Origin of the sequence: Paraburkholderia mimosarum LMG 23256 = NBRC 106338, assembly GCF_000739815.1 — a bacterium.
GTDB lineage: Bacteria > Pseudomonadota > Gammaproteobacteria > Burkholderiales > Burkholderiaceae > Paraburkholderia > Paraburkholderia mimosarum.
In genome coordinates this window covers 1-12,603 of record NZ_BBJJ01000118.1, presented here as the reverse complement: position 1 = coordinate 12,603, position 12,603 = coordinate 1, and the positions used below count along the sequence as shown (strand labels likewise).

Annotated in this window: 14 protein-coding genes; 1 reads left to right on the top strand and 13 read right to left on the bottom strand. The window is 65.5% G+C overall.

Annotation, left to right across the window (positions count from 1 at the left end; translation table 11 throughout):
* From BMI01S_RS34280 to BMI01S_RS34270, 3 genes are all read right to left on the bottom strand, one after another.
* A partial coding sequence (locus BMI01S_RS34280) for an arginine deiminase family protein (protein ID WP_255217845.1) occupies positions 1–615 on the bottom strand: 615 nt, incomplete at its 3' end.
* Positions 616–798: 183 nt separating this feature from the next.
* Positions 799–2,205 carry a basic amino acid/polyamine antiporter gene (locus BMI01S_RS34275; RefSeq protein ID WP_154671394.1) on the bottom strand — a complete coding sequence of 469 codons (1,407 nt, stop codon included), beginning with the start codon at positions 2,203–2,205 and terminating at the stop codon, positions 799–801.
* Positions 2,206–2,302: 97 nt separating this feature from the next.
* On the bottom strand, positions 2,303–2,764 hold the full coding sequence (locus BMI01S_RS34270; RefSeq protein WP_028232339.1) for an outer membrane lipoprotein: 462 nt from the start codon (positions 2,762–2,764) through the stop codon (positions 2,303–2,305).
* Between the two features lie 291 nt (positions 2,765–3,055).
* On the opposite strand from BMI01S_RS34270, the gene BMI01S_RS34265 reads away from it, so the two are divergent.
* Positions 3,056–4,471 (top strand): basic amino acid/polyamine antiporter, encoded by a 1,416-nt coding sequence (locus BMI01S_RS34265; protein WP_028232340.1) that lies wholly within the window; start codon positions 3,056–3,058, stop codon positions 4,469–4,471.
* Between the two features lie 88 nt (positions 4,472–4,559).
* Here BMI01S_RS34265 and BMI01S_RS34260 read toward each other — a convergent pair whose 3' ends face one another.
* The 10 genes from BMI01S_RS34260 to BMI01S_RS34215 all read right to left on the bottom strand — a co-directional run bounded on the left by BMI01S_RS34260 (position 4,560) and on the right by BMI01S_RS34215 (position 12,541).
* Positions 4,560–4,781, bottom strand: a complete 222-nt coding sequence (locus BMI01S_RS34260; protein ID WP_028215405.1) for a glycine zipper domain-containing protein — start codon at positions 4,779–4,781, stop codon at positions 4,560–4,562.
* Between the two features lie 11 nt (positions 4,782–4,792).
* Positions 4,793–5,170 (bottom strand): hypothetical protein, encoded by a 378-nt coding sequence (locus BMI01S_RS34255; RefSeq protein ID WP_028215404.1) that lies wholly within the window; start codon positions 5,168–5,170, stop codon positions 4,793–4,795.
* A 261-nt stretch (positions 5,171–5,431) separates the two neighbouring features.
* Positions 5,432–6,895, bottom strand: a complete 1,464-nt coding sequence (locus BMI01S_RS34250; RefSeq protein WP_042292321.1) for an efflux transporter outer membrane subunit — start codon at positions 6,893–6,895, stop codon at positions 5,432–5,434.
* A gap of 103 nt (positions 6,896–6,998) precedes the next feature.
* Positions 6,999–8,639, bottom strand: a complete 1,641-nt coding sequence (locus BMI01S_RS34245) for a proton-conducting transporter transmembrane domain-containing protein (protein ID WP_051381620.1) — start codon at positions 8,637–8,639, stop codon at positions 6,999–7,001.
* Positions 8,636–10,150, bottom strand: coding sequence for a complex I subunit 5 family protein (locus tag BMI01S_RS34240; RefSeq protein ID WP_036047071.1), 1,515 nt, complete (start codon positions 10,148–10,150; stop codon positions 8,636–8,638). The genes BMI01S_RS34245 and BMI01S_RS34240 overlap by 4 nt, the downstream gene beginning before the upstream one ends.
* A complete protein-coding gene (locus BMI01S_RS34235; RefSeq protein ID WP_028232948.1) occupies positions 10,147–10,497 on the bottom strand; it encodes an NADH-quinone oxidoreductase subunit K in 351 nt (116 codons plus the stop codon). Before BMI01S_RS34235 ends, BMI01S_RS34240 begins: the two co-directional genes overlap by 4 nt.
* On the bottom strand, positions 10,494–11,438 hold the full coding sequence (locus BMI01S_RS34230) for a hydrogenase subunit MbhD domain-containing protein (protein WP_028232947.1): 945 nt from the start codon (positions 11,436–11,438) through the stop codon (positions 10,494–10,496). The genes BMI01S_RS34235 and BMI01S_RS34230 overlap by 4 nt, the downstream gene beginning before the upstream one ends.
* Entirely contained in the window at positions 11,435–11,728 is a 294-nt protein-coding gene (mnhG, locus tag BMI01S_RS34225; protein WP_028215495.1) for a monovalent cation/H(+) antiporter subunit G, read from the bottom strand. The genes BMI01S_RS34230 and mnhG overlap by 4 nt, the downstream gene beginning before the upstream one ends.
* Positions 11,725–12,024, bottom strand: a complete 300-nt coding sequence (locus BMI01S_RS34220; RefSeq protein ID WP_154671505.1) for a monovalent cation/H+ antiporter complex subunit F — start codon at positions 12,022–12,024, stop codon at positions 11,725–11,727. Before BMI01S_RS34220 ends, mnhG begins: the two co-directional genes overlap by 4 nt.
* Entirely contained in the window at positions 12,017–12,541 is a 525-nt protein-coding gene (locus tag BMI01S_RS34215; RefSeq protein ID WP_036022226.1) for a Na+/H+ antiporter subunit E, read from the bottom strand. Before BMI01S_RS34215 ends, BMI01S_RS34220 begins: the two co-directional genes overlap by 8 nt.
* Positions 12,542–12,603: the final 62 nt, after the last annotated feature.

The following is a 12,603-nucleotide window of genomic DNA, read 5'->3' as shown; positions in this document are numbered from 1 at the left end:
GCCGCCTTCGAGCGTCGCCATGCCGTGATCCAGCGTGGGGTCGCCCCACCAGACGTTGACCTTGCCCGCGAAATCGGGATGAAACCGGTAAATCGCCGCGGCGAGGATCGTTTCCTCGTGACGTGCAGGCCAGTACAGCGGATTGAGCGTCACGCCGCCGTAAATCCAGCAGGTGGTGTCGCGCGTGTACAGGGTATTCGGCAGCGGCGGCAGCAGGTATTCGGTGGACCCCGCCGCTTCGCGCACGACCTTGAGCGCGGCGCCGCCATGCGCCTCGGGGAAGTCGTAGATCGAGAGCCCGCCAAGCAGGGTCTCGGCGAGCTTGCGATCGTCGAGACCTTCCAGATAACTTCGTAGTTCGTCGATGAAACCCAGTCCGACCTGGTTCGGCACGATCTGGTTATCGAGGATCCACTTCTTGCCTTCTGGCACGGCCACGGTTTCGGCGAGCAGGTTATGCATCTCGACCACCTCGACGCCGCGGTCGCGCATCTTCGTGACGAAGTCGAAGTGGTCGCGCTTCGCGTTGTCGACCCATAGCACGTCGTCGAACAGCAACTCGTCGCAATTGCTCGGCGTGAGGCGCGAGTGCGCCATGCCCGGCGCGCACACCATCACCTTGCGCAGTCGGCCGACTTCCGAATACACGCCCAACGGGCTGTCGTCGCTTTTCTTGCTCTTCGCGGCCTTGCCTTCCTTCTCGCCTTTCTCGGCCTTCTCACCCTTCTCGGCCTTGGCACCCTTCTCACCCTTCTCACCGCCCTTCGTCCTGGACATATCGATCTCCGCTCGTTCTCGTTAGACCGCCATGGCGCCCGTGGCCAGTGCAACAAAGCCTGCAATCGCCGCTATGGCCGCCACGATGAAAATGACCCAGTCGCTCATGCCTTTGAAAACAGCCAGCTTGCGCTCACGTCGCGCGATCACGTACAGCACCGTGCCAGGTGCATATAGAATTGCCGATAGCAGTATGAATTTCAGGCCACCGGCCAGGATCATGAACAAGGTATAGATCACCGCGACTGACGCGAACGCGAGGTCGCGCCGGCGCTCTTCGGGCCGCACCTCGTAGCTCTCGCCGCGATTCGAGACCATCCACCCGTAGGCCGCGACGAACAGATAGGGAATGAGCGACATCGCGCTCGTGAGATTGAGCATCAGGGCAAACGCGTCGTACGAGAAATAGGTGCTTGCAACGAGGATCTGCACGACGATATTCGTAATCCACAGCGCGTTCGCCGGCACGTTGTTGGCGTTTTCGCGGGCGAATATCGCTGGCAAGTCCTCGTTTCGCGCCGCCGCGAACATCACCTCCGCGCAGATCAGCGACCAGGCCAGATATGCACCGAGCACCGACACGATCAGGCCGATGCTCACAAAGATCCCTCCCCATGGTCCGACCACGCTTTCGAGCACGGCCGCCATGGACGGTTGCCGCATGCCCGCCACGTCACCGCGCGGCAGCACGGCAAACGGCAGCATGGAGACGAGCACCATGAGCGTCGTCACCCCGACGAAGCCAAAGATCGTTGCGCGCCCAACGTCCGTGCGCTCCTTCGCATAGCGTGAATACACGCTCGCGCCCTCTATGCCGATGAACACGAACACGGTGACGAGCATCGTCGCGCGAACCTGCTGGATGATGCCACCCTCCTCCGCAGCCGCGGACTGGATATTCAGGCGGAACGTACCGTACTTGAACACGAAGAGCAGAATGACGATGAACACCACGATCGGAATGACCTTGGCGAACGTCACCACGGTATTGATGAACGCAGCCTGTTTGACACCGCGAAGAATGAGGAAGTGAAACAACCAGATGCCGACGGACGCCACGACGATCGCCACCACCGTATTGCCGTCGCCGAAGATGGGGAAAAAAGCGCCCAGCGTGGACTTGATCAGTACCCAGTAGGAGACGTTGCCAATGCAACTGCCGATCCAGTAACCGAATGCCGAGAGGAAGCCGGGGTAATCGCCGAAGCCCGCTTTCGCGTAGACGAACACACCGGCGTCGAGGTCCGGCTTGCGCTCCGCGAGCGCCTGAAAGACGCGTGCGAGCGTGTACATACCCACGCCCGCCACGAGCCATGCAATCGCCGCACCAACCGGCCCCGTCGCATTGGCGAAGGTCCGCGGCAGGGAAAAAATGCCGGCGCCGACCATGCCCCCGACCACCATCGCCGTCAACTGCAGGCGACTCATTTTCTGCTCGTTATCGCCCATCGGTTTTCTCGCTTCGTCTGCTACTGCGCCCTGGTGCATGACATGCCTCATCTGCGCCGCCGTTCCGCTCGTTGCATCATCGGGTCACGCGCACGGAGTTATTGCCGAGCAGCACGCGCACGCGGTCGCCCGGAACGAACTGTTGGTCTGCGTCCTGGACCACGGACATCAGTTGTCCTGAATCCAGACGCACGACGATTTCAAGGGCCGCTCGCTGCGTGACGCGCTGCTCCACGGCATTGCCGGCCAGGCCGCCCAGCACTGCGCCGCCTATGCCCGCTGCAGCGGAGCCCGTGCCGCGCCCGATATTGGCGCCGGCCGCGATACCTCCAAGCGCGCCGCCCGTTATTGCGCCGACACCCGTCGGGCCCGGCTGGATCGTGACGGGCCGAACGGTTTCGACTACCCCGAGCTCGACCACAAACACTTGTTGTGCCTGCGCTGGCCTGAATGTCGAGCCCGAAGTTGGCGCTTCGCAGCCGGACAGGGCAAGCGAGGCAACCAGCGAGCCAAGCAGTGTTCCCGCGAGATATCGCATGACATTCCTCCTGATACGGCCTGTTGCGGATTCACTCGATTCACTTGCCGTTTGCTAACAACCGGATTGCCGTTCATTAGCGAACATACAAGCTACCCGTGTCCAGACGTGCCCGATGATCAATCCATCATGCGGACACCTGAAGATCATTATGGAATACGATGGACATATGATGCATTCAACGTGACATGCGCTCGATAATATTCCAGCCGTTCAATGCGGCGCGCATTGCCTGGCCGCGATTTGGCGCGTTCGCAGGCTGCGGGTCGAAGATCAAAAAAAGGCTTGAATATGAATTCGACGGATAACCAGAAGCTGTCACTGCCTGTTCTGACTGCGATGGTGGTCGGGTCCATGGTCGGCGCGGGCATCTATTCGCTGCCTCGTAATTTCGCGCTCGAAGCGGGCCCGACTGCCGCCGTCATCGCATGGTGCATTGCAGGAGGCGGCATGTACATGCTGGCGCGCATCTTTCAGTTGCTCGCGGAAATCCGGCCCGACCTCGACTCCGGCATCTTTGCGTACGCGCGCGACGGCTTCGGGGGCTACGCCGGATTTCTCTCCGCGTTCGGCTACTGGATGGCCGGTTGTTTCGGCAACGTCTCCTATTGGGTACTGATCAAATCCACGCTCGGCGCATACATTCCTGCATTCGGAAACGGCAATACGCCCATTGCCATCGCAATATCCTCGGTCGGCATATGGGCGTTTCACTGGATGCTGCTACGCGGCATCCAGCAGGCCACGTTAATCAATGCCATTCTCACCGTCGTCAAGATTCTGCCCATTTTTGTTTTCATTGGCATTTTGAGCGTCTATGCCAGCGCGGAGACCTTCACGGCCAATCTCGCTCAAAGTGCCGGCGGACTTGCGCCGCAGGTCAAGGGAACCATGCTCACCACCGTTTTCGTCTTTCTCGGCATCGAAGGCGCGAGCGTGTATTCGCGATACGCGAGAAAACGTTCGGACGTGGGCACGGCGACGGTGCTCGGCTTCGCCTTCGTGTTACTGCTGCTCGTGCTGGTCACGCTGCTGCCGTATGCGCATCTCATGCGCCCGGACATCGCGGCAATGAGGCAGCCTTCCATGGCTTCGGTACTTCGGGCCGTGGTCGGCGCACCCGGCGCGGCTTTCATCGGCGGTGCGCTGATCGTTTCCGTGCTCGGCGCCTATCTCGCGTGGTCGCTGATCTGCGCGGAGGTGCTCTATGCGAGCGCCAAAGCGGACGCCATGCCGGCCGTCTTCGCACGCCGCAACGCGCGGCAGCTGCCCACCGCCGCGATCTGGCTCACGAGCGGCGTGGTCCAGGCCTTCGTCGTCAGCACGTACTGGTCCACCGACGCCTTCTCGCTCATGTTGCGCCTCACGAGCGCCATGGCGCTCATCCCGTACTTCTTCGTCGCGACCTTCGGCCTCAAGGCCATCCGCGCGCTGCCGCCATCGGCCCTCACCTCGCGCAGGCGCATGCAGTGCTACGCCACCGAGATCGTCGCCACGATTTATACGTTGTTTCTGCTTTACGCTTGCGGGGTGGAATTGCTCGTCATGTCCGCGATGCTCTATGGGCCAGGCAGTCTGCTGTACATGTGGGCGCAGCACGAACGCGGCAAAGCGTTCTTTTCGGCGCCGGAGTGGTGCGCATTTCTCGTCGTGCTGGGCGCCGCGCTCGTTGCGATTTTCGAGCTGAGCACCGCTGCGTGGCGGTAACCGTGCTACGGCTTCCCGGTGCAATCCGCCACGCCCATTTCTGACCGCGATGTTCTGTCTCCCCGCCCTCCCATGGCAGACGGCATGCTTACTGATGACCGGCCTTCATGTTGCCCGCCACGCCGCCTGCCACGCCGCCGATGAGCGCGCCGGTCCATGCGTTGCCGCCCGCGATCGCCGCAATGCCCGCGCCGCCCGCCGCGCCAATCGCCGCGCCGCTCATCGTTCCCTGCTGGCGTGGTGTCATATCCGTACAGCCGACGATGGCAACCAGCACACTTGCGCTCACGATCCATCCATATCGTTTCATGATCGTCTTCCTCACTGGTTTTTACTCAGACCGGGTAAGACCATTTGAAACCAGATAGTCTCGACGACAGGGTGCTGGATCATCGCCGGATTGGCGGCGTAATAGTTGTCCAGTCCCTGGCGCACGCTGTCGAGCGTCTGGCCTTGCATTCCTTTGCCAAAGCGCTGCGAGATATCGCTGCTGCTCGCGCTATTTCCGGAATAGGCGCGTTCGATCTCGATCAGATTGGCGATGCCAACGAGATAGGCTTTCTTCGCCTCGTCCGACGACGCCATCCACTGCTGGCCCGTGACGATGGGAATGCTTTGTGCTCGCGCGGCATTGCCCGCAAGGGCAAGTGACAGGAAACCCAGAGATAACAGCGTACGCCAATGTGATTTGATTGCCATCGCATCCTCCGTGGAAGCTATGAACGATCCGCCGCCTCGTCATCCAGAGGCGTCAATCGAGTTGAAAATGGTCGGCTGTCTGCACGTATCTCCTTTTCAGGTTCGCGGGGTCGGCATACCTCATCAGGACACGGTATGAAGTCTAGAGCGTTCTGCTTATTATCCAAGCCCATTTACTGAGCCCAGGCGTGCGAGACGTCTTTCATTCAAAATGATTCACCCCGCCGAGAAACAACCCGACACTTTCGCGTCTGTGCAACTTCACCTGCCTTGCACTGAATTGCCCTTTCCCGCAGCACTCAGCGCCACCGGCGTACGCGAATCGGCGATATCCACCCACCCGCCTCCCATGGCCTGATACACGCCGATCACCTGGTTGAAGCGCGAGGCCTGCAGGCTGGCGAGCGCAAGCTCGGCGGAGAACAGGTCGTTTTCGGAGATCAGCACTTCGAGGTAACCGATCAGGCCGTCTTCGAACTTCAGCCGCGAAAGCCGCGCAAATTCGCGCAGCGCCTCGACCCGCTGCTGTTGCAGTTCGGCCTGCTCGATGGTCTTCTGCGAGCTGACGAGTGCATTGTTCGTATCGCCGAACGCACCCAGCACCGTCTGCCGGTAGACCAGTTCGGCCTGGCGCTTCTGCGCCTCGGCCGATTGCACCTGACCGCCGATCGCGCCCGACGTGAAGATCGGCCCGGTCAGCCCCGCCGCAACCGACCAGACCTGTGCCGGCCCCGAAAGGAAGTCGCCAAATGCGGTGCTCACCGAACCGAGCGCGCCCGTAAGCGAGATGGTGGGATAGTACAGCGCGCGCGCCGCGCCCACATTGGCGTTGGCCGCGACCAGATTCTGTTCGGCCTGCAAAATATCGGGGCGCCGCTCGAGCAGCGTCGACGGCAGGTCCGCCGGTATCACCGGCAGCACGAGTTCGCTCACCGACTTGCCGCGCGGGATCGGCCCAGGTGTGCGCCCGAGCAGAACGGAGATGCCGTTTTCCACGATGCCGATCTGCTGCTCGATGGCCGGTATCGCGGTTTGCGCGAGCTTGTACTGCGAGCGCACCTGCGCAAGCTCCGTCTGCGAAACGAGGCCGTCGCGGTAGCGCAACTCGAAGATGCGCAGTGTTTCGCCGAAATTGCCCGCCGTGGCCCGCGCAATTTCGAGTTGCCGGTCGAGCCCGCGCAGCGTGATGTAGCTGGTCGCCACGCCCGTCACGAGCGAAAGCACGACGCCGCGTTGCGCCTGTTCGCTGGCATAGACCTGCGCCTGCGCGGCTTCGGTCAGGCGCCTGACGCGCCCGAACAGATCGATCTGCCAGGAGGCGGACAGCATGCCCTGATAGAGGTCGAAGACGGGGTCGAGCGTGGGCGGCAGCGGCGGCATGCCGGCCTGGCTCGCGCGGTTGCGGCTCACGTTGGCGCCGTAGCCGATCTGCGGCAGACCCTGTGAGCGCGCGGAACGCAGCACGCCGATGAACTGGTCGACGCGCGCGGCCGCGATGCGCACGTCGAGATTGCCCTGCAGCGCCGATTGAACCAGGTCGTTTAGCACCGGGTCGTCGAACTGCTCCCACCATGCCGTGTTCACGACCTCCTCGGCCTGCGGCAGGTCGATGCGCCACGTGGCCGGCACCTGCACTTCGGGGCGACTGTAATCGGGTCCCACGGTGATGCAGCCGGCCAGGCAGGTGGCGGCGGCAAGCAGCGCGGCACGCGTCAGCGTTCTCATGACGGACTCCAGGTTCGGCTTCGAGCGCGTGTTCGGTATGCGCCGGGCGCCGCGGCCGCCGCTTTCGACACACACGGAACAGACGACACACACGACACACTCATCACGCCACCACGGCCAGCAGGCCACCGAAAAGCAGCGCAGCGAGCAGCAGCGTCAAACACGACACGGACCATTCCCGCACGAAGGCATCCGCGCCTTGCGCGAATCTCCCCACCGCCGCTGCGGCCCGCTGGAGTTCGCGCAGGATCACGCCCACATCTCCTACCGGCACGCGAGGCGCTTTCCTCCTCCATCGATCCCAGCCGACGGCCAGCGCCGCGCCCGCCAGCACAGGCCAGAGCGCCGACCACAACGCCGCGGGCGCGAGCGCGTCGGGCAGCGTGCCAACCGGGATGTGCAGATAGAGCACCCACGGCCCTAGCAGCGAGGCCAGCACCATGGCGAGCCACGCAAGCGCGAGCGGGGCGGGCGCACGGGCATGGGCATCCGTCGCTGCAGTCGCTCGCAGACAGCGCACGAAATGAAGCATCAGCAGCGTCGTCGCGACGGAAGACGCCACGGCCAGCGAGCCCGCGAGGTCCCCGCGCAGCAGGTCCTTGGCCGCGTATTTGGCCAGTGCGCCGCCCGTCAACGGCAACCCGCCCAGCCCGAGCGCGATTACCGCCGTGGGCAGCAACACCCGCCGCAACGATCCGGCGCCCGTCAGCGCGACCACGCCCACCGCCAGGAACAGCGTGCCTTTCACGAGCAGATGGTGCGTGGCATAGTACGCGGCCGCCACGACGGTAGCGGGGTCTCCCGCGGCCAGCCCCATGCCGGTCACCGCCATCAGGAATCCCATCTGGCTGACGCTCGAGCAGGCGAGCACGACCTTCGGTTCGGACTGCGTGATGCCGATCGCCACACCGTAGAACGCGCCGAACATGCCCAGCGCGGCCAGCGGGATGCCGAAGTGCGGCCACGCGTCGCCGGGCGTGAACGGCAGAAAGCGCACCAGAGCGATCACGCTGGCCTTGACGACGGCGCCGCTCATCACCGCCGCCGCGGGAACGGGCGCCGCGCGATAGGCATAGGGCATCCAGAAGTGCAGCGGCACCATCCCCGCCTTCATGCCGAGGCCCGTGAGCAGCAGGAGCAGCGTGGCGTCGCGCCATGCGGAGCCCGGCAGGGCCGCTGCCGCGTCGCGAATCAGCAGGCTGCCGCCGGGCGTGGCCTGCGCCAGCAGGATCAGCGCTGCGAGCACGAACGCTTCGGCCAGCAGGGCGATGCCCAGATAGAGGGCGCCCGCATACCGCGCATCGGCCCCCTCCCCCTGCAGCACGAGGCCGCTCGCGCCGACGCTCAACACTGCCAGCATCAGATAGAAGCCGATCAGATCCGCCGCCAGGAACACGCCGACGTTGCCCGTCATCGCCATGAGCCAGCAGATGACGAATCCATCGACACTCCGTTGCGCACGCAACGATCGACCGGCATAGATGCCCGCGAAGAGCCACAGCAGCGCCGCCGTGCCGAGCAGCAATGCGCCGGGCGTGTCGATGGCGAACCGCAGGGCAAAACGGCTGTGGCCGAGCATGAGCGTTTCGCTGGGGCTCGCGCCGACGGCCGCCGCCAGCGCGGGCAGCGGTGCGACCGCGAACCAGGCGGGCAGGCGCCTGCGGACAGGCGCCGATGCAGAAAGCAGCAGCATCAGCAACGGCAGGCCCACGGCTGCGGCCAGCAGAGTCTGCGAGAGGTTCATGGCATCCCCGCCTGCGTTGTCACGGTGCGGCCGATCTGCGCCACGTCGACGGGCAGCAGCACGGCCAGCCCAAGCAGAAACGAGCACGTGGCGAGGCCGAGCACCGCGAGCTGCTGGTAACGAGGGACCGGCTTCTTCGGCGACCAGCCGGGCGCGGCGGGCTCCATCGCGCGCACCACCACCATGAAGACGTAGACGCTCGTGAGCAGGCCGCCGAGCAGCATCGTCAGCGCCCACCACCATTGCCCGCTCGCCAGCGCCGCCGACATCAGCAGCCACTTGGCCAGAAACCCGCCCGAGGGCGGCAGACCGATCAGCGTGGCACCGGCCAGCGCGAAAGCCGTCAGCGTCATGGGCAGCGCGCGCGCGGCGCCGCGCAGGTCGGCCAGACGGTCATGACCCAGCGTGCTGTAGATGAGACCGGCCGCCAGGAACATGGCCGCTTTCGCGCTCGCGTGCGAGATGGCCTGCAACAGGCCGCCCGTAACGGCCCGGGTGCCCTCGTCGTGCGCGGCCAGCGGAAACAGCAGGAACAGGTAGCCGATCTGGGCAACCGTCGAATACGCGATCAGGAGCTTCAGCCGCGCCTGGCGCAGCGCCACCACGTTGCCGAAAAGAATTGCCATGGCGCCCAGGCCCGCGAGCAACTGCGCGACGGAGCCGCCCACCATGCCGCCAAAGACATCGAGCCAGAGGCGCACCACCACGAACCACGATCCCTTGATCACGAGTGCCGAGAGCAGCGCGCTCGCGGCGGCAGGCGCACCCGCGTGCGCAGGCGGCAACCACAGGTGCAAAGGGAACAACGCGGTCTTCGCGAGCATGCCCGCGCTCATCAACGCCACGGCCGTCCACGCGAGCGGCCCGGGGCCGATCTTCCCGGCCAGCAGCGCGATATCGAGCGTGCCATACGCGCCATAAAGCAGGAAAACGCCCAGCAGATACAGCATCGAGCCGATCAGCGCATACAGCAGATATCGCAGCGCCGCCTGCAATGTTTCGGCACGCCCATCCAGCGACACGAGGGGCACGCCGGCAAAGGTCAGCAGTTCGAGCGCGACGTAGAGCGTGAAGATGTCCCCGCTCACGAAGACGAGATTGAGCGCACCCCATACCGCCAGCAGGAGCAGCCAGAAGGCCAGCGGCGCGCGCGCCTCGCGCGTGCCGGACGGCGTGCCGAAATCGCCGTTGGCGTAGACGGCCACCGCGCCCACCACCACGGCGACCACCAGCATCATGCAGACCGACAGGCCGTCGGCGCGGAGCATGACGCCCAGCGGCGGCGCCCAGCCGCCGAGCGCATAGCGCAACGAGTCGCCCGAGACGAGGAGCCTCGCCGCGATCTCCAGCACGATGCCGATGCCGAGAGCGACCGTCACCCACGCCACACGTTGCGCATGCCGCCCGCCTGGCGCCAGACCGGCCAGCACGCCGGCAAAGGGCAACAGCACGGCGAGCGCCAGCAGCAGGCCGCCTGGCGTCGACTGCCCCGCGAGCGCCGGCGTCATCATCTGGCCTCCGCATGGGTGCGCGCCTCGCCCGGCGCAGCTTCATCGGGCGCCGCAAGCAAGTTGGTGCCGGTTTGCGCGAACCGGCGCAGCATGAGCCCGACAGCCAGCGCGGAAGCGGCGAACGACACGACGATCGCCGTGATGAGGAGGGCCTGCGGCACCGGATCGCCGGACATGCCCGCGGCAGCGCCTCGATGCGCAATCACGGCACACGCCAGAAAGACGCCGTTGCCTATGAGGTTGAAGGCCAGCACTTTGCGCAAGGGCTGCGGGTTGACGATCAGGCCATACACGCCAAGCCCCACCAGCGCGGCGGCGGTAATGCCAAACAGCTGCGTGACGTTCATGGGCTCACCTCCGGCCGCTGCGGCGGCCCGACCATCAGGAGTACCAGGGTCACGGCGAGCGAAGGCAGCAGCGCGGCTTCGATGACGATGATCCACAGCTTCGCCCAGCCGTCGGGGTACGCCAGAAACGCCCCTGCCATGACCGCGCCGAGCAGGCCGAGCGCGATGAAGACCGCCGGTCCGAGCACCAGCACGACGCGCAGCCAGCGCCGGCTGACGGGTGGTGCGTCGCGCAGTCCCGACATCATGACGAGCAGCCACATGGCCGCAATCACCGTGGCGCCCTGGAACTTGCCGCCCGGATGATCGGCGCCGGCCCAGAAAATATAGATGCCGATGACGACGCCGATCGGCGGCAACACCCGCGCCAGGTACACGAGGATGTCGTTGGGGCCGACCGCCTGCGCGAGCCCCGGCCTGCCGCCCCAGCAGCGATCCGGCGCGAGCGACCAGACGCCCACCACGCCAAAGAGCAGCACGATTGCTTCGAGCAGCGTGTCGATCGCGCGGAACGACAGCAGGACCGCCGTGATCGGATTCGCGACGCCCGTTGCCTCGATGTGCCGCGCCACCTCGGGCGCGAGTGTCGGCGCGGGGTCCGGCAGGCGCAGCAGGCACACGGCCATCACGACAGCCACGGCCGCGGCGGCAACGCCGGCTGCCACGCGCGTTCCCAGGCCAGGCGCTTCGGCCTGCGCTGCCGCTTCGGTCGGATGCAGGCGCGAAGCCGCGCGGATCAGCAGCGCGCCGGTCAGGCCCGCGCCGATGGCCGCCTCGGTCAATGCCACGTCCACTGCGCGCAGCACCAGCCAGGCGAGCGTGAGCAGCAGACCGTAAGGAATGAACCCCGCAACCGCGGCGAACGTATCGCGCACGACGACCGTCCAGAGCGCGAGCGCCAGCAGCAGGATGCCGATGCCGACGGAAATGGCGGAAATCATGACCCTTTCTCCTGCCGCCGCGCGGCGCGCGCGATGAGCTGCGACACATCAGAGGACGTCAGCATCACGAGCAGCCACACCACGATGAGCTTGAGGGCGACCACGAGATGACCGGCCTGCGGCAGCAGCCCCACGACCACCATGCCGAGGCCGAGGTTGTCGGCCTTCGTGAGTGCATGCAGGCGCGTGTAGGTGTCCGGAAAGCGCAACAACCCGAGCGTGCCCGCTACGAAGAAGAACAGCCCGCCGAGCATGGCAACGATCGTGAAGACATCGGCTGCGGTTTTCATGTCCGCTCCTCGTTCGCGGTATCGCCTTCCGACTGGCGATCGGCCTTCACGAAAGCGACCGACGCGAACGCCGCGAGCACCGCAAGCGTCAACGCGACGTCCACGACCGAATCCACGCCGCTCGCGGTGCCCACCAGAAGCAGCGCTGCAATCCCGCCCGTGCCGAAGAGTTGCGCGGCCATCATGCGGTCGGCGCGCGTGGGCCCGCGCAGCACGCTCAGGAGGCCCACGGCCACCATCAGCAGCACCAGGGCGCACACGGCGATGAGTACGTCTGCGATGAGCCCGTCAGCCATGACGTTCCCCACTGATGAGCGCGCCGGCGAGACGCCGCTCCTCTTCCGCCAGCTGTGCGGCGACCGGCTGCGTGATGTCGAGGCAGTGGTAGACGAGCCCGTCCGCGGTCTCGTCCACCGGAAGGGAGCCCGGCAAGAGGCTCGTGATGATGGCGAAACCGTTGCGCGCCGTGCCCGGCGGAAAACCGGTGCGATAGACGACGGTACCCGGCTGCAGGGGCAGGCGCGGATCCAGTGCGCGGCGCGCCACGTCGATGCCCGCCAGCACGGACTGCGCGAGGAAATGCGGCGCGAAGACGAGCAAGGCTCCCAGGCGCAACCGTCCGGCGGCGGGCGGCAGCAGACGCAGGCTCATCTGCGTCGCGACGATCGTCGCGATGAGGCCGCAGGCGACATCGGCCGGCTTCGCGTCCGGCATCAGGATGAACCAGAGCGCGAGGAAACACAGCGCGCGGGCGAGTCCGACGCGCCAGTGCGAACGCCAGTCGAGCAGGAAGGTATGCATGGGTGAGTTCATGAAAGATAGGTCTCCCAAACTTACACCGTCTCGCTCGCCGCACCCGCGGGCCGTTGCGCAAA

Coding starts and splice junctions, on each gene's coding strand:
- BMI01S_RS34275 (WP_154671394.1), bottom strand. CDS start 2,205: ATGAGTCGCCTGCAGTTGACGGCGATGGTGGTCGGGGGCATGGTCGGC.
- BMI01S_RS34270 (WP_028232339.1), bottom strand. CDS start 2,764: ATGCGATATCTCGCGGGAACACTGCTTGGCTCGCTGGTTGCCTCGCTT.
- BMI01S_RS34265 (WP_028232340.1), top strand. CDS start 3,056: ATGAATTCGACGGATAACCAGAAGCTGTCACTGCCTGTTCTGACTGCG.
- BMI01S_RS34260 (WP_028215405.1), bottom strand. CDS start 4,781: ATGAAACGATATGGATGGATCGTGAGCGCAAGTGTGCTGGTTGCCATC.
- BMI01S_RS34255 (WP_028215404.1), bottom strand. CDS start 5,170: ATGGCAATCAAATCACATTGGCGTACGCTGTTATCTCTGGGTTTCCTG.
- BMI01S_RS34250 (WP_042292321.1), bottom strand. CDS start 6,895: ATGAGAACGCTGACGCGTGCCGCGCTGCTTGCCGCCGCCACCTGCCTG.
- BMI01S_RS34245 (WP_051381620.1), bottom strand. CDS start 8,639: ATGAACCTCTCGCAGACTCTGCTGGCCGCAGCCGTGGGCCTGCCGTTG.
- BMI01S_RS34240 (WP_036047071.1), bottom strand. CDS start 10,150: ATGATGACGCCGGCGCTCGCGGGGCAGTCGACGCCAGGCGGCCTGCTG.
- BMI01S_RS34235 (WP_028232948.1), bottom strand. CDS start 10,497: ATGAACGTCACGCAGCTGTTTGGCATTACCGCCGCCGCGCTGGTGGGG.
- BMI01S_RS34230 (WP_028232947.1), bottom strand. CDS start 11,438: ATGATTTCCGCCATTTCCGTCGGCATCGGCATCCTGCTGCTGGCGCTC.
- mnhG (WP_028215495.1), bottom strand. CDS start 11,728: ATGAAAACCGCAGCCGATGTCTTCACGATCGTTGCCATGCTCGGCGGG.
- BMI01S_RS34220 (WP_154671505.1), bottom strand. CDS start 12,024: ATGGCTGACGGGCTCATCGCAGACGTACTCATCGCCGTGTGCGCCCTG.
- BMI01S_RS34215 (WP_036022226.1), bottom strand. CDS start 12,541: ATGAACTCACCCATGCATACCTTCCTGCTCGACTGGCGTTCGCACTGG.